At 61.1% G+C, this 19,631-nt stretch carries 20 protein-coding genes and 1 tRNA gene; 9 read left to right on the top strand and 12 right to left on the bottom strand.

The window, feature by feature from the left end; all coding sequences use genetic code 11:
- Positions 1-61 precede the first annotated feature (61 nt).
- A complete protein-coding gene (fabB, locus tag FAA86_RS08785) occupies positions 62-1,285 on the bottom strand; it encodes a beta-ketoacyl-ACP synthase I (protein WP_136539846.1) in 1,224 nt (407 codons plus the stop codon).
- A gap of 44 nt (positions 1,286-1,329) precedes the next feature.
- Positions 1,330-1,845: a 3-hydroxyacyl-[acyl-carrier-protein] dehydratase FabA gene (gene fabA, locus FAA86_RS08780; RefSeq protein WP_113458144.1), complete on the bottom strand. Its 516-nt coding sequence runs from the start codon at positions 1,843-1,845 to the stop codon at positions 1,330-1,332.
- 303 nt (positions 1,846-2,148) lie between these two features.
- Here fabA and irrA point away from each other — a divergent pair, with 303 nt between their 5' ends.
- Positions 2,149-2,565 (top strand): iron response transcriptional regulator IrrA, encoded by a 417-nt coding sequence (gene irrA / locus FAA86_RS08775; protein WP_113458143.1) that lies wholly within the window; start codon positions 2,149-2,151, stop codon positions 2,563-2,565.
- 14 nt (positions 2,566-2,579) lie between these two features.
- Here the strand turns inward: irrA and FAA86_RS08770 are convergent, their stop codons facing one another.
- Complete coding sequence (locus tag FAA86_RS08770) at positions 2,580-3,215, bottom strand: trimeric intracellular cation channel family protein (protein WP_136539844.1); 636 nt, start codon at positions 3,213-3,215, stop codon at positions 2,580-2,582.
- Between the two features lie 125 nt (positions 3,216-3,340).
- Here FAA86_RS08770 and FAA86_RS08765 point away from each other — a divergent pair, with 125 nt between their 5' ends.
- On the top strand, positions 3,341-3,814 hold the full coding sequence (locus FAA86_RS08765) for a hypothetical protein (protein ID WP_113458141.1): 474 nt from the start codon (positions 3,341-3,343) through the stop codon (positions 3,812-3,814).
- Positions 3,815-3,820: 6 nt separating this feature from the next.
- On the opposite strand, the gene FAA86_RS08760 is transcribed toward FAA86_RS08765, so the two are convergent.
- On the bottom strand, positions 3,821-4,612 hold the full coding sequence (locus FAA86_RS08760) for a YdcF family protein (RefSeq protein WP_136539842.1): 792 nt from the start codon (positions 4,610-4,612) through the stop codon (positions 3,821-3,823).
- Between the two features lie 142 nt (positions 4,613-4,754).
- On the opposite strand from FAA86_RS08760, the gene FAA86_RS08755 reads away from it, so the two are divergent.
- The gene (locus FAA86_RS08755; protein WP_113458139.1) at positions 4,755-4,952 is read left to right on the top strand and encodes a hypothetical protein; all 198 of its coding nucleotides are present in this window, start codon (positions 4,755-4,757) and stop codon (positions 4,950-4,952) included.
- Between the two features lie 106 nt (positions 4,953-5,058).
- Here FAA86_RS08755 and FAA86_RS08750 read toward each other — a convergent pair.
- A tRNA-Ala gene (locus tag FAA86_RS08750) sits at positions 5,059-5,134 on the bottom strand.
- 154 nt (positions 5,135-5,288) lie between these two features.
- Positions 5,289-5,675, bottom strand: a complete 387-nt coding sequence (locus FAA86_RS08745; protein ID WP_113458138.1) for a TIGR02300 family protein — start codon at positions 5,673-5,675, stop codon at positions 5,289-5,291.
- Between the two features lie 268 nt (positions 5,676-5,943).
- On the opposite strand from FAA86_RS08745, the gene cmk reads away from it, so the two are divergent.
- Together cmk and rpsA are read left to right on the top strand one after the other, a co-directional pair.
- Positions 5,944-6,570, top strand: a complete 627-nt coding sequence (gene cmk / locus FAA86_RS08740) for a (d)CMP kinase (RefSeq protein WP_136539840.1) — start codon at positions 5,944-5,946, stop codon at positions 6,568-6,570.
- A gap of 152 nt (positions 6,571-6,722) precedes the next feature.
- On the top strand, positions 6,723-8,426 hold the full coding sequence (gene rpsA / locus FAA86_RS08735; RefSeq protein WP_113458136.1) for a 30S ribosomal protein S1: 1,704 nt from the start codon (positions 6,723-6,725) through the stop codon (positions 8,424-8,426).
- Between the two features lie 72 nt (positions 8,427-8,498).
- Here the strand turns inward: rpsA and FAA86_RS08730 are convergent, their stop codons facing one another.
- Positions 8,499-10,199, bottom strand: a complete 1,701-nt coding sequence (locus FAA86_RS08730) for a hypothetical protein (RefSeq protein WP_136539838.1) — start codon at positions 10,197-10,199, stop codon at positions 8,499-8,501.
- A gap of 240 nt (positions 10,200-10,439) precedes the next feature.
- On the opposite strand from FAA86_RS08730, the gene FAA86_RS08725 reads away from it, so the two are divergent.
- Positions 10,440-11,837, top strand: a complete 1,398-nt coding sequence (locus FAA86_RS08725) for a nicotinate phosphoribosyltransferase (RefSeq protein WP_136539836.1) — start codon at positions 10,440-10,442, stop codon at positions 11,835-11,837.
- Here FAA86_RS08725 and FAA86_RS08720 read toward each other — a convergent pair whose 3' ends face one another.
- Positions 11,838-12,089, bottom strand: a complete 252-nt coding sequence (locus tag FAA86_RS08720) for a hypothetical protein (protein ID WP_136539834.1) — start codon at positions 12,087-12,089, stop codon at positions 11,838-11,840.
- A 152-nt stretch (positions 12,090-12,241) separates the two neighbouring features.
- Between FAA86_RS08720 and FAA86_RS08715 the strand changes: the two genes are divergently transcribed.
- Entirely contained in the window at positions 12,242-12,571 is a 330-nt protein-coding gene (locus FAA86_RS08715; protein WP_136539832.1) for a DUF6665 family protein, read from the top strand.
- Positions 12,572-12,620: 49 nt separating this feature from the next.
- Here FAA86_RS08715 and FAA86_RS08710 read toward each other — a convergent pair whose 3' ends face one another.
- Complete coding sequence (locus tag FAA86_RS08710) at positions 12,621-13,244, bottom strand: ribonuclease D (protein WP_136539830.1); 624 nt, start codon at positions 13,242-13,244, stop codon at positions 12,621-12,623.
- Between the two features lie 575 nt (positions 13,245-13,819).
- Here FAA86_RS08710 and FAA86_RS08705 point away from each other — a divergent pair.
- Both FAA86_RS08705 and FAA86_RS08700 read left to right on the top strand, forming a co-directional pair.
- Positions 13,820-15,244, top strand: a complete 1,425-nt coding sequence (locus FAA86_RS08705; protein WP_136539828.1) for a phosphomannomutase — start codon at positions 13,820-13,822, stop codon at positions 15,242-15,244.
- Positions 15,245-15,296: 52 nt separating this feature from the next.
- Positions 15,297-16,040, top strand: a complete 744-nt coding sequence (locus FAA86_RS08700; RefSeq protein ID WP_136539826.1) for an SDR family NAD(P)-dependent oxidoreductase — start codon at positions 15,297-15,299, stop codon at positions 16,038-16,040.
- Between the two features lie 43 nt (positions 16,041-16,083).
- Here FAA86_RS08700 and FAA86_RS08695 read toward each other — a convergent pair whose 3' ends face one another.
- The 3 genes from FAA86_RS08695 to FAA86_RS08685 are packed head-to-tail and all read right to left on the bottom strand — an operon-like array spanning position 16,084 to position 19,450.
- Positions 16,084-17,301 carry an SAM-dependent methyltransferase gene (locus FAA86_RS08695; RefSeq protein ID WP_136539824.1) on the bottom strand — a complete coding sequence of 406 codons (1,218 nt, stop codon included), beginning with the start codon at positions 17,299-17,301 and terminating at the stop codon, positions 16,084-16,086.
- Positions 17,298-18,095: a DUF1365 domain-containing protein gene (locus FAA86_RS08690; RefSeq protein WP_136539822.1), complete on the bottom strand. Its 798-nt coding sequence runs from the start codon at positions 18,093-18,095 to the stop codon at positions 17,298-17,300. Before FAA86_RS08690 ends, FAA86_RS08695 begins: the two co-directional genes overlap by 4 nt.
- Positions 18,092-19,450, bottom strand: coding sequence for an NAD(P)/FAD-dependent oxidoreductase (locus FAA86_RS08685; RefSeq protein WP_167494929.1), 1,359 nt, complete (start codon positions 19,448-19,450; stop codon positions 18,092-18,094). Before FAA86_RS08685 ends, FAA86_RS08690 begins: the two co-directional genes overlap by 4 nt.
- Positions 19,451-19,631 lie beyond the last annotated feature (181 nt).

The following is a 19,631-nucleotide window of genomic DNA, read 5'->3' as shown; positions in this document are numbered from 1 at the left end:
ACTTCGGATGAATGCCTGGCGCGGCGACGCGCCAGGCTTTTTTGTTTCAAGCGTCTGCCGATCAGCCGTTGTGGCGCTGGAAGACGAGCGTGGCGTTGGTGCCGCCGAAGCCGAAGGAATTGGACAGCACGGTATCGATCTTGGCGTTGTCGATGCGCTTGCGCACGACCGGCACGCCTTCGAACTCCGGATCGAGCTCGGTGATGTGAGCGCTCTCGCCGATGAACTTTTCCTGCATCATCAGCAGGCCGTATATCGATTCCTGCACGCCTGCCGCGCCGAGCGAGTGGCCGGTGAGCGACTTGGTCGACTGGATGTGGGGGATCTTGTCGCCGAAGACTTCGCGGATCGCGCCGATTTCCTTCGAGTCACCCACCGGCGTCGAAGTGCCGTGGGTGTTGATGTAGTCGACTTCGCCGGTGACGGTGGAGAGAGCCTGGCGCATGCAGCGGATCGCACCTTCGCCCGAGGGAGCCACCATGTCGTAGCCGTCGGAGGTCGCGCCGTAGCCGACGACTTCAGCATAGATCTTTGCGCCGCGGGCCTTGGCATGCTCCAGCTCTTCCAGAACCAGAACGCCGGCACCACCGGCAATGACGAAACCGTCACGCGACACGTCATAGGCGCGCGAGGCCGTTGCGGGCGTGTCGTTGTATTTCGACGACATGGCGCCCATGGCATCGAAGAGGCTCGACATCGACCAGTCGAGATCCTCGTGGCCGCCGGCAAAGACCATGTCCTGCTTGCCCCACTGGATCATCTCATAGGCATTGCCGATGCAATGCGCCGAGGTCGAGCAGGCCGACGAGATCGAGTAGTTGACGCCGTGCAGCTTGAACCAGGTGGCAAGCGTGGCAGAGGCCGTCGACGACATGGCCTTCGGCACGGCAAACGGGCCGATGCGCTTCGGGCTGTTGTTCTGGCGGACGATGTCGGCGGCTTCGACGATCTGACGGGTAGACGGACCACCGGAGCCCATGATGATGCCGACGCGCTCATTCTGCTGGTAGTCGCCTTCTTCGAGGCCAGCGTCTGCGATCGCCTGCTTCATCGCCACATGGTTCCAAGCGCCACCCTGGGACAGGAAGCGCATGGCACGGCGGTCGACCAGATCGGTCGGGTCCAGGTTGGGCTTGCCCCAGACCTGGCACTTGAAGCCGTGTTCGGCGAAATCGGGAGAAAAGGTGATGCCCGACTTGGCATCGCGCAGCGACGCCGTGACTTCGGCGGCATCGGCACCGATGGAGGACACGATGCCAAGACCTGTTACTACAACCCGTCTCATCTCTCAGACCTTCTATATGAACTTCAGGTGCGGACCGGGCCGGTTCAGGCCGTTTTGTCCTTCGACAGACCGACGCGCAGGTCGGTTGCCTGATAGATAGTTTCGCCATCGGCCTTCAGCCAGCCGTCTGCCGTACCAAGTACGAGGCGACCGCGCATGACGCGCTTGAAGTCGATGCCATATTCGAGAAGCTTGGTCTCGGGACGCACCATGCCCTTGAACTTCACTTCGCCCGTGGAGAGCGCCATGCCGCGGCCCGGCTCGCCGAGCCAGCCGAGGAAGAAGCCGGTCAACTGCCACATGCCGTCGAGGCCGAGGCAGCCCGGCATGATGGGGTTGCCCTGGAAATGGCAGGGGAAATACCAGTCATCGGGACGAACGTCGTATTCCGCGCGGATATAGCCCTTGTCGAAGGCGCCGCCGGTTTCGGAAATGTCGGTGATGCGGTGTACCATCAGCATCGGCGGCAGGGGGAGCTGCGCATTGCCCTCGCCGAAGAGTTCACCGCGGCCGCAAGCGAGGATTTCGTCGTAATTGTAGCTGGATTGTCTCGTAACCATTGTTCTTCTTCTTCCCCCCTCTGCTTCACTTATCCGGGACCCAATAGAGCAAGACGGTGGCAAATTGAAGCCCCACAGGCGATCCGCCGGTTCCCTGAGGCCTGATCGGCCTCATCCTCATAGCATCGTCGCATACAGGAAGGAAAAGAGCATCACCAGACCCGCGGCGTCAAAAACCGCCGAACAGCAGGCGGCTGAGGGCTTCTGCCCACCGCAACTATTGAATCCGCCTGATTTTGCAGTTATATCGACACTTGTGGATGCGCCTGCATGACACGCAATGACTGGAGTGCGTCTTTGACGATGGCAACCTGCCAAACGGGTATCGAACTGAAACTGCGCCGCTCGGGCCTTCGCCCGACGAAGCAGCGCATTGCGCTGGCCGGCCTTCTGTTCGCCAAGGGTGACCGCCACCTGACCGTGGAAGAGCTGCACGAAGAGGCGATGGCCGCCGATTTCCCGGTTTCGCTCGCGACCGTCTACAACACGCTGCACCAGTTCACCGAAGCCGGCCTCATCCGCGTTCTCGCGGTTGAAAGCTCGAAGACCTATTTCGACACCAATGTCTCCGACCACCATCACTTCTTCGTTGAGGGTGAGAACAAGGTGCTCGACATTCCGGTGAACAATATCAGCATCGACAACCTGCCACCCGCGCCGGAAGGCATGGAAATCGCCCATGTCGATGTGGTGATCCGTCTACGCCCCAAGCAGGGCTGAGGCTCCACCTTCCCTTACATGACTTCGTCCGGATGCCGACCTGGCTTGTGCTTGTAGGTCGGGAACGTCCAGCCGAAATGCAGAGCGCCGCCGCGGATGACAAAGGCTGCCAAAGCGCCGATGGCCGAGGCCGCATAGAGCGGCGCGCCAAATTCATTGGCCGCCGTGAAGACGGCAGCGCCGACAAGGCAGGCCGTGATGTAGATTTCCGGGCGCAACAGCACCGAGGGTTCATTGGCGAGAAGATCGCGTAAGACGCCGCCCAGGCTTGCGGTCAACGTGCCGGTGACGATGGCGATCGTCGGGGAGCCGGTTGCGGCCAGCCCCTTGGCCGCCCCCATGACACAATAGGCGGAGAGGCCGATCGCATCGAGCCAGATCAGCAGGCGATAGCGCGATTCGACCAGATGGGCGGTGAAGAAGACGAGAACGCCGATCGCGCAGCAGACCAGGATGTAATCCGGGTTCAGGACCCAGAAAACCGGCACCCTTCCGAGAACGATGTCGCGGACCGTTCCGCCACCGAGACCCGTGACGACGGCGAAGAACAGAAAGCCGATCATGTCCAGCTGCTTGCGCGAGGCCGCCAGCGCGCCGGTCGCGGCAAACAGGGCGATCCCCGCATAGTCGAGATATGACAGGAGCGACATGACTTCTTCCCTCGTTGCAGGCTTGGTGCCGGCCAGATTTGCAGCATGTCGTTAAGGGTGAGGCAAGACGCTGGCGCTAGACTTACGCCTCGTTCAGCACAGAATGCGATCTGGAGTCCATCCCCGTGACTTTCTTCTTGCGCCTCTTCCTCGTCGTTGCGACCGGCCTGGCGACCGCGCCTGCCGTTGCCCAGCAGGAATTGCTGAGCGACCCCGAAATTTACGAGAAGAACCACTACGCAGAGCGCTGCGACACCGTGCAATATGGCAGCGGCTTCATCGACCGCATCGACATCAACAATGACGGCATCAAGGACGCGGTGACCAACAGCAGCGAGATCGTCTGCGACGGCGTACGCGGCCCGGACTGCACGGCGGAAGGCTGCCCTTTCAACTTCTACCTCCAGGTGAAGGAAGGCGGCTACTTCATGATCGCCACGGCGCAGATGTACTCCTATGACTTCATCAAGCGCTTCGGCAACATGGTCTTCGTGCTCAAGATGCACCCGCGCTATTGCGAGCGGGAAGAAGGCCAGGAGCCCTGTGCGATGACGGTGCGCGTGCGCGGCACGAAATTCCTGACGATCTCGAAGAAGTGACCCCGCCTACGGCGCCGGGAAGACCGCAGCGATGCGGCCCATCAATTTGTAGGCCACCAATCCGACCCATTCGCGAACTGCGGTCGACATCTGCTGGGAATTCAGCGTCGGCTGGGTGAAATCGAGTGCAAAGGAGATGTTGCCCGCCGTGCGGTAATCGACCGGCCAGGGCGTGACCTCGACGTTTGCCTTGCGAAACAGCCCGACGGAACGCGGCATGTGGAAGGCGGAGGTGATCAGCAGGCATTGGCCAAGACCGTTCGAGGCGAGCAGCTCACGGCTGTTTTGCGCATTCTCGTCCGTGTTTCTCGATGTCGTCTCGGCGATCAGCCGGTCGCGCGAGATTCCGAAGGCCTCGAAGAAGCGGATCGAGGCTGCCGCATCGCCTTCATAGATGCCGCTCAGGGAGCCGTCCCCGCCGGACACCAGAATCCTTGCCTCAGGATATCGGATGGCGAGACGCAGTGCCTCGACGAATCGGTCCCCTGCCTGATTGAGATCCATCCCTCCCCGTGCCGTGGTGACTTCCGTCTCGAAGGCGCCACCGAGCACGATCATGCAGGCAAGCTCAGGCGGGTCTCCCGCGGGCCGTGGAAAACGAGCTTCCAGCGTCTGGAGGAGAAAAGACCCGAGCGTTGTGTAGAGCGTGAGAAAGAGAACGACGAGGGCGAAGGACAGGGCTGCGGCCGCCAGGCGGAGGTGCTTGAGGCCAATCAGCAGAAGGGCCAAAGCCGCGAACAGGAACACCAGCGACAGCGGCTGGACCAGGTTCCAGAACACCTTGGAAACAACGAACAACGGGCATTCTCCCTGCCCGGTTCTCCCGGGCCATCTCTCATGCCGGCCTCAGCGAGAGGAGACCAGCTTCGCTCAAGGAGGCGTTACTAAACCCTCGTGCCACTGTCATCCTTTGCCTTGTGAATTTTTCGGGAGGAAACCCATGCGATTTGCCATCGATACCGTGGACGACTCCGGCAACGACCGCCTTTACATCGGCACTCCGCTCCATGTCAGCGAAGACAAGCTGCATCTGAAGCTGCGCGACGGCGAGGTGAAGCTCGACATCCGCAAGATCATCGACTGGTTCCAGATCGATCTGTCGGAAAGCGGCGAGCGGGTGGAGTTGTTTCAGCGGTGAGGGTTCAAGCCGTCATCTAAGAGCTTCGAAACAACGGAAGCCAATCGACGGCTCTCTGAGACCAGCCTATTGCTGCAGAAACTTAAGTTCACGTTCAGGGAGGATTTGGTGGAGCTAAGCGGGATCGAACCGCTGACCTCTTGCATGCCATGCAAGCGCTCTCCCAGCTGAGCTATAGCCCCATCAGGGTACCGGGTTACTTCCGGCTCCGGGAACCCCTTGAAAGCGCTGCTTCCGTCGGGGTGGCGGCTTGATACTTCCGGTAATCGGAGATGGCAAGCCGAAAAATGAAAGCCCGGGCATTTTTTTAGGCCCGGGCTCGAAATCCTTGAAATATCAGACTTCGTCGTCGTCGCCGGTCACGCCGATGAGACCGGACATGTCGTCGTCGTCATCATCTTCGTCGGCTTCCAGGAAGGTATCGTCGTCGTCGCCGTCGATTTCGACGTCGTCATCGCCCATGTCCGGAATGTCGTCACCGCTGGAGGAATCGTCGGCGTCCTCGAGCGAGACGAGCTCGACATCGGTGTTTTCGGTATCGACTTCCGCGACATCCTCTTCCTCAGCCTTTTCCATGATGGCTGCGACCGAGGTTTCCTCGAAATAGGAAAGCGGCCAGGACTTGCCCGTGTACGGCGACACGATCGGGTCCTTGTTCAGGTCGTAGAATTTCTTGCCGGTGTCGGGGCAAGTGCGTTTCGTTCCAAGTTCTGCCTTTGCCACTGTCAAAGCCTCATGAAGTCGTGAAGAATAAGGGCATACGCCTAGCGCCCGGCGCGAGGCCGGCCAAACTGTAGTCGGTCCCCTTAATCGCTGGCACAGCGTCTGTCAAAGGCAAACTGCGACAGAAAAGGGGTTGATGTTGCGCCACCTCGCCGAGCATGCCGGATGGTGCCGTCAGGGGTTCGGCTTCAGCTTCTTGGAGCTTGCTTGGCAAGCGGGGCCAAGCTTTGTATCAGACTGTCACCGCACGCAACGCAAAGAGAGCTTCATGATCATTGCCATCGACGGGCCGGCCGCGGCCGGCAAGGGAACGCTGTCGCGACGGATTGCCGAGACCTATGGCTATCACCACCTCGATACCGGCCTCACCTATCGCGCAACGGCCAAGGCCCTTCTCGATGCCGGGCTGCCGCTCGACAACGAGGCGGTTGCCGAGCGCATGGCGCTCGCCGTGGAGCTCGCCGGCCTCGACCGTGACGTGCTGTCTGCCCATGCCATCGGCGAGGCGGCCTCGAAGATCGCGGTCATGCCCTCCGTGCGCCGGGCGCTGGTTGAGGCACAACGGGCGTTTTCGAAGCGTGCACCCGGCACCGTCCTCGACGGTCGCGACATCGGCACCGTCGTCTGCCCCGAGGCTCCTGTGAAGCTCTATGTGACCGCTTCTCCGGAAGTGCGGGCGAAGCGCCGATATGACGAGATCCTGGGCAAGGGCGAGAGCGCCGACTTCGACGCGATTTTCGCCGATGTGAAGAAGCGGGACGAGCGCGACATGGGACGGGCCGACAGCCCCTTGAAACCAGCGGATGACGCGCACTTGCTAGATACTTCCGAAATGAGTATAGAGGCCGCATTCTTCGCGGCGAAGGCACTCATCGACGCTGCCCTGACGAAATGAAGTGACCAGGACCCGGCAAAGCCGGAGCCTGAGGGCCGACATCCAGTCCCCGCGCCGGAATTGCTCTTCAAGAAGAGCGGATCGGTTGCCGGCCAAGATCAACACCAACCCCCGGCGCTCACGCATCCAGATGGATGCGACTAGGAGATTTCATGTCTGTTTCTACCCCGTCGCGCGAGGACTTTGCAGCCCTCCTCGAGGAATCCTTTGCCAAGACCGACCTGGCCGAAGGCTATGTTGCCAAGGGCATCGTCACGGCTATCGAGAAGGACGTCGCGATCGTTGACGTCGGCCTCAAGGTCGAAGGCCGCATCGCGCTGAAGGAATTCGGCGCCCGTGCCAAGGACGGCACGCTCAAGGTTGGCGACGAAGTTGAAGTTTACGTCGAGCGCATCGAAAACGCTCTCGGCGAAGCTGTTCTGTCGCGCGAAAAGGCGCGTCGCGAAGAAAGCTGGATCAAGCTCGAAGCCAAGTTCGAAGCTGGCGAGCGCGTTGAAGGCGTTATCTTCAACCAGGTCAAGGGCGGCTTCACGGTTGACCTCGACGGCGCCGTTGCCTTCCTTCCGCGTTCGCAGGTCGACATCCGTCCGATCCGCGACGTCACCCCGCTGATGCACAACCCGCAGCCCTTCGAAATCCTCAAGATGGACAAGCGTCGCGGCAACATCGTTGTTTCGCGTCGTACGGTTCTCGAAGAAAGCCGTGCCGAGCAGCGTTCTGAAATCGTTCAGAACCTCGAAGAAGGCCAGGTTGTTGACGGCGTCGTCAAGAACATCACCGATTACGGTGCGTTCGTTGACCTCGGCGGCATCGACGGCCTGCTGCACGTCACCGACATGGCATGGCGCCGCGTCAACCATCCTTCGGAAATCCTGTCCATCGGCCAGTCGGTCAAGGTTCAGATCATCCGCATCAACCAGGAAACCCACCGCATCTCGCTCGGCATGAAGCAGCTCGAGTCGGATCCGTGGGATGGCATCGCTGCCAAGTACCCGGTTGGCAAGAAGATTTCCGGTACCGTCACGAACATCACCGACTACGGTGCATTCGTCGAGCTGGAGCCGGGCATCGAAGGCCTGATCCATATCTCGGAGATGTCCTGGACGAAGAAGAACGTTCATCCCGGCAAGATCCTTTCGACCACGCAGGACGTCGACGTCGTCGTTCTCGAAGTCGATCCGTCGAAGCGCCGTATCTCGCTCGGTCTCAAGCAGACCCTCGAGAACCCGTGGCAGGCATTTGCCTTCAGCCACCCGGCCGGCACTGAAGTCGAAGGCGAAGTCAAGAACAAGACCGAGTTCGGCCTGTTCATCGGCCTCGAAGGCGACGTTGACGGCATGGTTCACCTGTCGGATCTCGACTGGAACCGTCCGGGCGAACAGGTCATCGAAGAGTACAACAAGGGTGACGTGGTCAAGGCTGTCGTTCTCGACGTCGACGTCGAGAAGGAACGCATCTCGCTCGGCATCAAGCAGCTCGGCAAGGACTCGGTCGGCGATGCCGCCGCTTCCGGCGACCTGCGCAAGAACGCCGTCGTTTCGTGCGAAGTCATCGGCATCAACGATGGCGGCATCGAAGTGAAGCTGGTCAACCACGAGGACATCACGTCCTTCATCCGCCGCAACGACCTGGCACGCGATCGTGACGATCAGCGTCCGGAGCGTTTCTCGGTCGGTCAGGTTGTCGACGCCCGCGTCACCAACTTCTCCAAGAAGGACCGCAAGGTCATGCTGTCGATCAAGGCTCTCGAGATCGCAGAAGAGAAGGAAGCCGTTGCTCAGTTCGGTTCGTCCGACTCGGGCGCTTCGCTCGGCGACATCCTGGGTGCAGCCCTGAAGAACCGCAACAACGACTAATCCTCGCTGTTGAGTGAATGAAAGAACCCGCCGGGAGCAATTCCGGCGGTTTTTTCTTTTGAACCAATGGGATCAGGTGAGACCGGCCATCCGGAGATAGAGCTGATGCGCGGGTTCGGTCTGGAGGCCGAAGGGGCGGTCGGTCGGCGACGGCAGGGCGGCTTGCGCGGTGGCGCCTTCTGCGCGCTCTTCGGTGGCGATCAGAGGGTCGGTGGCCACGGCAAGTGCCGCTTCGACTTCATCACTCCCCTCGCCCTCTTCGTCGGCGGGCTCTTCGAAGGGCGCGAGGTCTTGCGCCTCATTGTCCTCGTCACTGTCCTGATCCTGACCCGGTCTTTCCTCCTCCTCTTCGACTTCGCCGATCTCGAAATCGTCGTCGATCAGGTAGGAGATAAAGGGCAGCGGGAGGCCCTCGCGCGACAGGGTCGGGCGGATCGCGGCCTGCTCCGGCAGCGCCACAGGTAATGGTGTACTGCGTTCTTCAACGGCCTCGCGAGACGCGGGATCGAATGGCTGAGAGCCATCGTCCGCCGTTACGGCGCGCACGGCCGCAGCTTCTGTCTCAGTGCCAGGGGCGGCCATCGCCTGTTCCGGAGAACCCGGAAGACTGCCTGCCGGTGTCCCCTGCCTTGTATCAGCGGGCAGCGTCTTCAGTTGCAGGAGCGCCCGGACGAAATCGGTATCCAGCAGCTCCGCAAGCCAGGAGGCCGGCAGCGTCTGCGATGCTTGTCCCGGCGCGGGGATGGTGACTGGAACGGGTACAGTCACTGTGCGGCGCTCGGGCACCAGAGAACCATCGGCATCCGTCTCAAGGGGAACGTCGGCTACGGCACTGCGCGGGGCTGCCGGGGCTGTGTCCAGCTTGGCATTGGCAGCGGGCGCCTCTGGACGCGCCGGGGCGTCGGACAGTGCTTGTCTGGAAACACCGTCGCCGCTCATTCTGGCGCTCTCGCGCGCTGCAGCGGACGCAGGGTCTGCCGCGGTTCTTGAATTTCGACCGGGCTGCTCTTGGCCGGCAGGCGACTGAGACGGGTACATCGCAGCCGTTCGCGGGCGGGCAGCATCTGGGGGAAGCGCTCGTTCAAGGGGCGCATCCGGCGAATCGGCATCGGCGTTTCCGCCGCCAAGCGTTCGAGCCTCAGTCAGCGGCGCTGCCTGCGAGACCTGGGCCAGCTTTTGATCGGAGGCGGGACTGCCCGGCAACGTTGGTCGGCCGCCATCATTCGCTGCGATGCGCCGCGCTACGGCCGGATCAGTGGCACGGCTTTCGCCGGCAAGTTCGCGATAGGACGAGATCACGGAGCGCATGGCGCCGTCGCGATCGGTTTGCCGGTAGAGCTCCAGATAAAGCGTCAGGGTGGCGCGTTCCGGCCCGGATGGACTCGCCATGGCTTCCAGTAATGTTCTGAGCTGCAGACCGGCGAAAGACTGCGCCAGAAGTCTTTGCAGTTTTAGCCGATCGGCGGCCGGAAGGGCCGCGATCCCTTCGATCAACCGGCCCATGTAATCCGAAAGGGTTTCGTTCGTCCGTCGCTCGATCTTGAGCGCCGAGCCCAAGACCTCCGCCAGGGTCGCCAGGTTCTGCGACATGCGTTCGGGACCGGACAGCAGCATGATGTTGAGCTGACTGGCAACGGCAGCTTCTTGAGCAAGGACCGGTGCTTGCGGCGTTGCCGTGGCTGTTGCACGGGGCGCAGCCGACTGATCCGGGCGCGCACGCGCATCGGTCGTTGCGGGATATGAATTCGTTGACGCAAGGACTGGAGGAAGCATGGGCGACCTCTCCGGTTCTGGTGCCTCTTGTTATGACGCTGGGACAAACTCACGACGACGGCGAGGCTTTGCCAGGATCAAACCTCGCAGCCGGCACCGATCGGCTATCGTCGCTCGATATGGTTAATCAATTGCTAATCGCGACCGGAAGCGAAGAGACACCAGCCTCGCGCATAGATTGGCGTGCATCATGGAGAAGGCGGCAGACCGTCGCCGGATGGAAAAACGACAGGCGCAGGCATGACACGCAATCTTCTCCTGAACACGGACAGCTACAAGCTCGGCGTCTTTCTGCAGTATCCGAAGGACACCCGCGCCGTCAGCGCCTTCGTCACCACGCGTGGCAATTCCTTCCGTCCCGAGGTGATGTTCTTCGGGCTGCAGATGTTCCTGAAGGACTATCTCTCCTCTCCAATTACACGGGGCGACATCGACGAGGCCGAGGACATTGCCGCGGCCCATGGCCAGCCCTTCGACCGCGCAGGCTGGGAGCACATCCTGAAGGCGCATGGCGGCTTCCTGCCACTTCGGATCGAAGCCCTTGCCGAGGGCACGGCGATCCGCCGTGGCGTGCCGGTGATGCAGGTGGTCAATACGGATCCGCTGGTGCCGTGGCTGACGTCCTACATGGAAACCGCACTTTTGCGGGCTGTCTGGTATCCCTCGACTGTCGCCACCACGGCCTGGCGCCTGCGGCTGGCGATCCAGCCTTTCCTCGACCGGACGACCGACGATCCCGTGGGACTGCAGCCGAGCCGAATCAGCGATTACGGCTGCCGCAGCACATCGAGCGTCGAGCAGGCGGCGCTTGGGGGCGCAGCCCATCTCGTGCATTTCCAGACGTCGGACTCGCTGCCGGCCATCTTGCAGGCGCGACGTGTCTACAAGAGCTCCATGCCAGCCCTCTCCATCCCGGCGGCCGAGCATGGGACGATTCTTGCCTGGGGGCAGACGCAGGAAGTCGAAGCCTATTCCAACATGATCGACAACTTCGCAGAGGCCGGCGGCTATTCGGTCGTCTCCGACAGCTTCGATCTGCACAATGCCGTCACAGAAATCTGGGGCAAGAAGCTGCAGACCAAGGTTCGCGCCGCGGGCGGCGTTCTCGTCGTGCGCCCCGACAGCGGTGATCCGATCGACACCCCCGTCCAGGTCGTGGCGCAGCTGGCTTACGCTTTCGGCACGCGGCTCAATGGCAAGGGCTTCAAGGTCCTCGACGGCAATGTCCGCGTCCTGCAGGCCGATGGCGTTTCGATCCAGGACATCCAGATGATCCTCGGCCGGCTCGAGGGCATGGGCTTTTCCGCCGAGAACATCGCCTTCGGCATGGGGTCGGGCCTGCTGCACAAGATCAATCGCGACACCATGTCGTTCACGATGCGCACGAGCGCCGTGCAGGATGCGCAAGGAGCGTGGCGCCCCGTTGCACGGCGTCCCAGCAATCCGCAGGAGAAGACGCCCATGGCCGGTCGTGTGGCGGCCATCGCCGACGGCTATGATATCGTGACGGTGCCCCTGGAAGACCTGGGCAGCCGCGAGAACCTGCTGCGGCCCGTCTGGCAGGATGGAGAATTGCTGGTGGACTGGAGCCTGGACGAGATCCGCGACAGAGCGACGGCGGCCAGCCAGCCGCGCTGATCAATCGACGAGGCGCATGAAACGCGGGTAGAGGCCGGCCTCATCCGAGGGCACCGGAACGCGCTCGCCGAATGCCTCGTCAGAACGGCTGCGTTCATCGACGATGAAGGCGTCCAACCAGTTGGCCGGCGCATAACGCGGGCCTTCCTCTTCGCTTTCGTCTGTATCGACAGGGATTTCGATCAGGTCGAGGTCATAGGTGGATGAATTACGCGATACCGAGTCAAGGAGGTTCCTGGTTGCTTCCGTCATGGTCGCCTGATCAACGCCTTTATGAAAACGGGTGACTTGAAAAGCCCGTTTCGCTACCGATTTTTCTGGGAGCGATGATGCGAAGTCTCGGTTAATGAAACCTTGGCAGATGTCGCGTCGTGTTCACCAATTCTCATCGATGAGATGTAGGGATGAGTTTCAGACCTCCGGCTTCACTGCTGTCTCCGTCTGCGAAAGACATGATGAGCCCGCTCGAAATCGAGCTTGCCGGGGAAAAGGCCGATGCCCTGGCGCGGGCGGGGCGAAAGCTCGAGGAGGCTCTCCTTCGCCTGGAGGCGGCACGCGATAAAGACGGAGTTTTACGCGATCCCCTTATCGATGCTGCCGCCGATGCCGTCTTCGGGCTGACGATCCAGCGCGAGCTTTGCGGGCTGCGCAATCAGACGGACATGGTCCGCCGGTATCAGATTCCGAAAGAGGTGATGGCGCGTGTCGGCATCACGAGGAAGAGCAAGGACTAGAGCGTCAACTCATGTCACAGTTGATAAGAGGAGTGGCGGCGTCGCCGGCTCAGCTATGGGCGAAGATGTCGGTCTCTTCCCAGCCCAGCAAATCCAGCTTCGCGCGGGTGGGCAGGAACTGGAAGCAGGCCTCGGCGTACTCCAGCCGTCCATCCCGCACGAGACGATGCATGAGCTTGTCGCGCAGGGCATGCAGGTAAAGCACATCGGAAGCTGCGTATTCGAGCTGCGCCTGGCTCAAGGTCTCGGCGGCCCAATCTGAAGACTGCTGCGCCTTGGAGATATCGATCTCCAGCATCTCCTTCAGATTGTCCTTCAGCCCGTGTCTGTCGGTATAAGTCCGCGTCAATCGCGATGCGATCTTGGTGCAGAAGACGTTCGCCGTCGTGACGCCGAAGGTCTGGAAGAGAACGGCGATGTCGAAGCGACCATAATGAAAGATCTTCGTCCGCCCGGCGTCAGCGAGCATGGCGCTAAGGTTGGGGGCTTCGGTCTGGCCGGCGCGGATGCGAATGACATCTGCCGTGCCGTCGCCCGGCGAGAGCTGAACCACGCATAGCCGGTCGCGGCGCGGGACGAGACCCAGCGTTTCCGTATCGATTGCGATTGCATCCGTATAACGGGCGGCGCCCTCGGCGGAGATATCTTCTTCGTGGTAGCGAATCTTGCTCATCTCGGCCTCCGGCACTCTCTGATCGTTCCTGCCCCTATAGCCGAATGATTTCAGCAAGACCACCTGCGACCGCGGAACCGCAACGACTATCCCTTTCTGGTGCCAGAGATCACAGCCCTGTGATGGATGCATGCAAAGAACGCGGGCAGCGGCTCAAGTTGATTAAATGCTGATCAAACGCGCTTCGGGGCCCGCCGAAACGCGCGAAAACGAAGGCTTTAGGCGGATGTTTTCGGTTCATTGGAAAGCGCGAAGGCACGAAAGCGAACGAGCCATGCGTCAAACGCACTGCTGCGTTGCAACAACAATGATTGGCAGGTCAAAGCGATATGAATATAACAAAAGCATCGAAGCGGCGCACTCCTCCTCCCAGTGCCGCTCGGTAGGATCGGCAATACTCCTCCTCCTCCCAATTGCCGATCAAGTTTAAGAGCCTGGCGCATCCTCCTCCCGCGCCAGGCTCTTTGCATTTTTAGCCCCCTTTATCCTCGACTCCCCCACGAACGCTTCTGCTTGATGCAGGCGGACGTCGGCCCATATAAGGCCCTTTGATCAAGGATAATCAGGAGGCTTGCATGTCGGTGAAGTTTGGAACGAGTGGCTTGAGAGGATTGTCGACGGATCTGGTCGGCTCCGTATCTGCGCTGTACTCTACCGCCTTCGCCCGCCACATGCTGGACAGCGGCGCTCTGCAGCCCGGATCGCCTGTGGTCATTGCCCGCGACTTCCGCCCATCCAGCCCGGAGATTGCCGGCACCATCATGGCTGCGATCAAGCGCCTCGGCCTTCAGCCGATCGATTGCGGCACGATCCCGACGCCTGCTCTTGCCCTTTATGGTGCGTCGATCGGCGCGGCGGGTATCATGGTGACGGGATCGCATATCCCTGCAGACCGCAACGGCATCAAGTTCTATCGCCCCGACGGCGAAGTCAACAAGAGCGACGAAGAGGCCATCACGCGCCTCGCGCGCGAACTTGCCGACGATGCCGAAGCCAACAGGGTCGAGGCTGGGTCAGCGGAAAACCGCGAAGCCGAGGCGACCAAACTTTTCGTGGACCGCAATTTCGGCATCCTTCCGGCCGACGCTCTCAAAGGTAAACGGATCGGCATCTACCAGCACAGCTCCGTCGCCCGGGACATGCTGGTCACGGTCTTCGAGCATTGCGGTGCGACCGTCTTTCCGCTCGGACGTTCTGAGCAGTTCATCCCCGTGGATACCGAAGCCGTCTCGCCGGATACCGTTTCGCAGCTCGCCCGCTGGGCGGACAAACTGGCGCTGGATGCCCTTCTTTCCACCGATGGCGATGGCGACCGACCGCTGGTGGCCGATGAACGGGGGACGCCGCTGCGCGGCGACCTCCTCGGTCTCATCGCCGCCCGGTTCCTCAAGGCCGGCGTGGTTGCGACACCCGTGACTTCGAATTCGGGGCTCGAGCAGGACGGCAGTTTCACCGTTCATCGCACCCGTGTTGGCTCACCCTTCGTCATCGCGGCGATGGAGGAAGCGCTAACCGATGGGAAACAGGGCGTGATCGGTTTCGAGGCAAACGGCGGCCTGATGCTGGGATCGGACCTCGAGATTTCCGGCAAGAAAATTGCCGCGCTTCCGACGCGAGACAGTTTTCTGCCGGCACTTGCCGCACTTGGGACGGCAGCGCAGAGAGGCGTGTCGCTTTCGGCGCTCGTTGATGACTTCAGTCTGCCCATGGCGCTCAGCGACCGCCTGGAAAACTATGCAAGCGAGCGCAGCACGGCGCTGATGGCCGAACTCAATGGATCGCGCGAGGCGCTGGATGGCTTCCTTGCCCCGCTCGGGACAGTGCAAAGCGTCAGCGAGATCGACGGGCTGAGGGTGACGTTGAGCGATGGCCGTGTCATCCATTTCCGCCCCTCCGGCAATGCGCCGGAGATGCGCTGCTATGTCGAAGCGGCCGACAAGGACAAGGCCGAATCGCTTCTGAAACAGGGGCTTTCCCTCCTGCGCGCGTGGTCCGCATAAACCGGGTCTGATTTGGCAGCGTATTGGTCATGATAGAAAACAAGAGGATATCATGACCAAAATCGCATGGATTACCGGGGCAAGCTCCGGCATCGGGAAAGCATTGGCAGAGCGTCTGCTGCGAGATGGATACCGGGTCGCGGTCAGTGCGCGGAGCGCAGATGCCCTTGCCGAACTCGCTTCGAGCCATCCCGGCAAGATCGGTGTCTATCCTCTCGACGTGACGGACCCCGCGGCCGTGAAGCAGGTCTTCGCCGCGGTCGAAAGCGACATGGGACCGGTGGATCTCGCCGTTTTCGCAGCCGGGTCCTATACGCGCGACTACGCGAAGGATTTCGACAGCGCACGCACCCGGCAGATGTTCGAGCTCAACGTGCTCGGCACGGCGTCATGCCTCGAAACCGTCATGCCCGCGATGACGGCGCGGCGCAGCGGCCATATTGCGGTGGTGGCCTCGGTCTCCGGCTATGTTGGCCTTCCCGGCGCGGCAACCTATGGAGCGACCAAGGCCGCTCTCAACGTGATGTGCGAAGCGCTTTATCCGGAGCTCGAACGGTCCGGGGTGAAGATCACCATCATCAATCCAGGCTTCGTCGACACGCCGTTGACCAAGAAGAACGACTTCCCGATGCCTTTCCTCGTCTCGTCGGAAGAAGCGGCAGACACGATCGCCAAGGGGCTGGCGAAGGGCAAATTCGAGATCATCTTCCCTTGGAAGATGGCGGTTGCCATCCGGCTTCTGCACGCCCTGCCCCACTCGCTCCGCTTCGCTCTCACGCGCAAGATGCTCCGCTGACCGTTCATCGGCCCGTGGCGCATTCCTGAAATGAGAGAATTGTTCAGGCTGGCTTGTCCAGCCTGAACTGTACGACGTCGATGCGTCCGAAACGGAAGCCGACCGCGCAGTAGTGCAGATAGAGCCGCCACATGCGGTAGAAGCGGCGGTCAAAGCCCAAGGGCTCGATCTTCTGCCAGTTGGCAGTGAAGGCGTGGTCCCAGGCGATCAGGGTGCGATCATAATCGCGGCCGAAGCGGAAACGGTCGCCGATCTCCAGACCGGCAGCTTTCGCGTCCCGTTCGAAGACCGTGACGGACGGTAGCATGCCACCCGGGAAAATATAGGTCTGGATGAAATCCGCGCTGCGGCGATAATAATCGAAGCGGCTCTCGTCGATGGTGATCGTCTGGATCAGCGCCTTGCCGCCCTTTACCAGCCGCTCCTGAACGGCCTTGAAGTAGATCGGCCAGTTTTCCTCACCCACAGCCTCGAACATCTCGATCGAGACGATCTTGTCGTAGTGCCCGCGGCAGTCACGATAATCCTCCAGGCGGATATCCACCCGGTCGGCGAAGCCTGCCTTCTCGAGGCGGTCGCGCGCGAATTTCGCCTGTTCGGTGGAGAGTGTGAGGCCAGTGACCCGGCAACCGGTCTTGCGGATCGCGTGCTCGGCAAAGCCACCCCAGCCGCAGCCGATCTCCAGGACATGATCGTCCGGGCCGATCTGCAACTCCTCGACGATGCGGGCATATTTTGCCTCCTGCGCATCGGCAAGCGTCATGCCCGGCGCGCTGTAGAGCGCGGAAGAATAGGTCATCGTCTGGTCGAGCCAGAGGCCATAGAAGGCATTACCGAGGTCGTAGTGATAGGCGATATTCCGGCGGCTGCCCTTTTTCGAGTTGCGGCGTAACTTGTGCCGCAGGCGGGCCAGCGTCTTGAAGATCGACGAGGATGCCAGCACCCGACCGAGCTGGGGCTCGTTTGCCAGCGCAAGCTCCAGCACCGCGCCGATATCGGGAGAATCCAGATCGCCATCGATAAACGACGAGGCGAAGCCAAGGGTGCCGCTTGTGAGGATGCGCACAACCGGGCTCGCATTGCGAACGCAAAGGACGGCATTGGGACCGGGTGTGGCTCCGATCGCCACGTGTTCGCCATAGCCTTCGAACTGCAGGGTCAGGCGACCGACGGCAATGCGATCGGCCCAGCGGCACATCATACGCTGCCAGAATGTGAGAGGGCTAACGACAGGGTGCATTTCCTGTTCAGCATGACTCATGACTTGTTCATCCCATTCTGCACAACGATCGTGGACGCAATTTTCGATGCTGCGGGCTTGTGTCGATAGACAGGCACGCCCTTCCACCAGAGCTTCAGCGCCTCCCAGTGAATGCCCCCCATCACCTTGAGCGTCATCAAGGGATATTTCAGCAGCATGATCAATAGGCCGGTATCCGACAACGGGCGCCGTGCGCCCGAAAAGCTGGCGAAGAGGAGCGGCCCGTCGGGGTCGCTTTCGCCGATGTTGATGGCGACGTTTTCATCCGGCGGGCTGATGCGGAAATTGTATTCGCAGTTCATCGGCATGAAGGGCGAGACATACATTTCCTTGGCGCAGCGATGGCGCAGGATCTCGCCCGCCGTCTCTCCTTCGACCGGGATAACGTAGGTGTGGCGCTCGTTGAACGTATTGCACACTTCGTAGAGAACCGCCGCGAGACCACCCTCGGCGCGGTAGCAGAAGTAGACGGTGAGCGGGTTGAAAACATAGCCGAAGATCCTGGGATAGCAGAGCATGCGGATCTTCCAGCCGTCACCCTCCAGACCTGCGGCGCTCAAACGGTCGTGGACCCAGTTGCGCAGGTCCCCTTTACGACCGTTCCCATGGTCTGCGTCGTGGACCGAGTAGAGAGCGCCCTTGTTATAGCCGAAGAGGCGCATGCGTTCGTTCAGCTCTTCGATCTCGTCGAGATCGATCAGCAGCGAGAAGACACTGTAGCGGAGGCTGTGTTTCTTGGGTCGGCTGCGGACATGCAGCACATGCCCGGCATAGATGGCGGAGCGCAATGTCATTCCGCCGCCTCGAGTTGGCGGCTGATGACGATGCGACCGGACTCGTTTTCGACCGACCAGGGACGGCGCACGCCGCCCAGGGCTTCGGCTACGGCAAGGCCCGCCTGCAGCCCATCCTCGTGGAAGCCACTGCCGAAATAGGCGCCGCAATACCACGTGTTGCGGCGGCCCTGAAGCCGCCAGATGCGGCGCTGGGCGCGGATGGCCGCAACGTCGAAGAGCGGATGTTCGTAGTTGAAGGTCTGGATGATCTTTGCGGGATCGATCGGACGGCACGGATTGAGCGTGACGAAAAGAGGGGTCGCCGGATCCAGCGACTGCAGCTTGTTCATCCAGTAGGTGACGCAAAGGGTTTCACTGGCATCGCCCTGCTTTTCAGCGACGTAATTCCAGCTCGACCAGACAGCCTTGCGCTTCGGCATGAGATTTTCGTCGGAGTGTAAGACGGCCAGATTGGGCGTGTACTGGAAGGATTCCAGCACGTCGATCTCGTCCTGATCAGCATCCTCCAGGAGATCGATGCTCTGGTTCGCATGCGTGGCGAGAACGACATCGTCGAAGGCTTCCACGGCGCCATGAATATCGGTGACTTCGACGCCTGCAATGCCACGGCGAACACCCGTCACCGCGGTGCCAAGACGAACTTCTCCGGTGAAATCCGCGAGAATCCGCGCGACATATTCGCGGCTGCCGCCCTTGACCGTTCGCCACTGCGGGCGGTTCTTCAGGACCAGCAACCCGTGATTGGCGAAAAACCGAATGAAAGCGTGCAGGGGATAAAGCCGCATTTCCGAGGCGGTCGTCGACCAGATGGCAGCGCCCATCGGAAGCAGATGATCGTCCACGAAGGATGGCGCATAGTCGGCCGATGCCAGATAGTCGCCGAGGGAGACGCCTTCTAGTTCCGGGCGCTCGAGCAGACCGGGAGCTTCCTTGTAGAAGCGAAGGATGTCTTTCACCATTCGCCAGAAGCGCGGACGCAAAATGTTCGACCTCTGGCCTAGGAGCCCGGAAAGACCGGAGCCGGAGTATTCAAAGGCCCCTGACCCCAGTGACGCGGCAAAGGACATGTTCGAGGCAAGCGTCGGCACATCGAGATGTTCGAACAGCTTCACCAGATTGGGGTAGTTGCGGTCGTTATAGACGATGAACCCGGTGTCGACCGGAATGTGCTTCTTCGCACCCGGCGCGAGCACGGTGTTGGAATGACCGCCGGGCCGGTTCTCGGTTTCGTAGAGAACGACATCGGTGCTCTTCGACAGGAGCCAGGCGCAGGACAGACCCGAAATTCCCGAACCGATGACCGCGATCCTGCGTTTACCGCCGGATGCGGCCTTCGTGATACCAGTGCTCATTACCCGCCCTTTGCCAATCGTGTCGCTGATGCATATGCCATGATTACGCACGGTTTTTCGCAATGGATCGATCAGCACGAATAAATTCACGTGCAGTGATCCAGCAGAAGTGAGGCGGCGTAAACGGCTTCATGATGAACGCGATACACATCTCGGCAGATGCGTGCCAGAATGACCCCGG

It is taken from the genome of Rhizobium rosettiformans W3 (genome assembly GCF_004912135.1).
Lineage (GTDB): Bacteria > Pseudomonadota > Alphaproteobacteria > Rhizobiales > Rhizobiaceae > Allorhizobium > Allorhizobium rosettiformans.
Note: the sequence above shows the minus strand (reverse complement) of the source record. Positions and strands in the feature narration are given on the sequence as shown.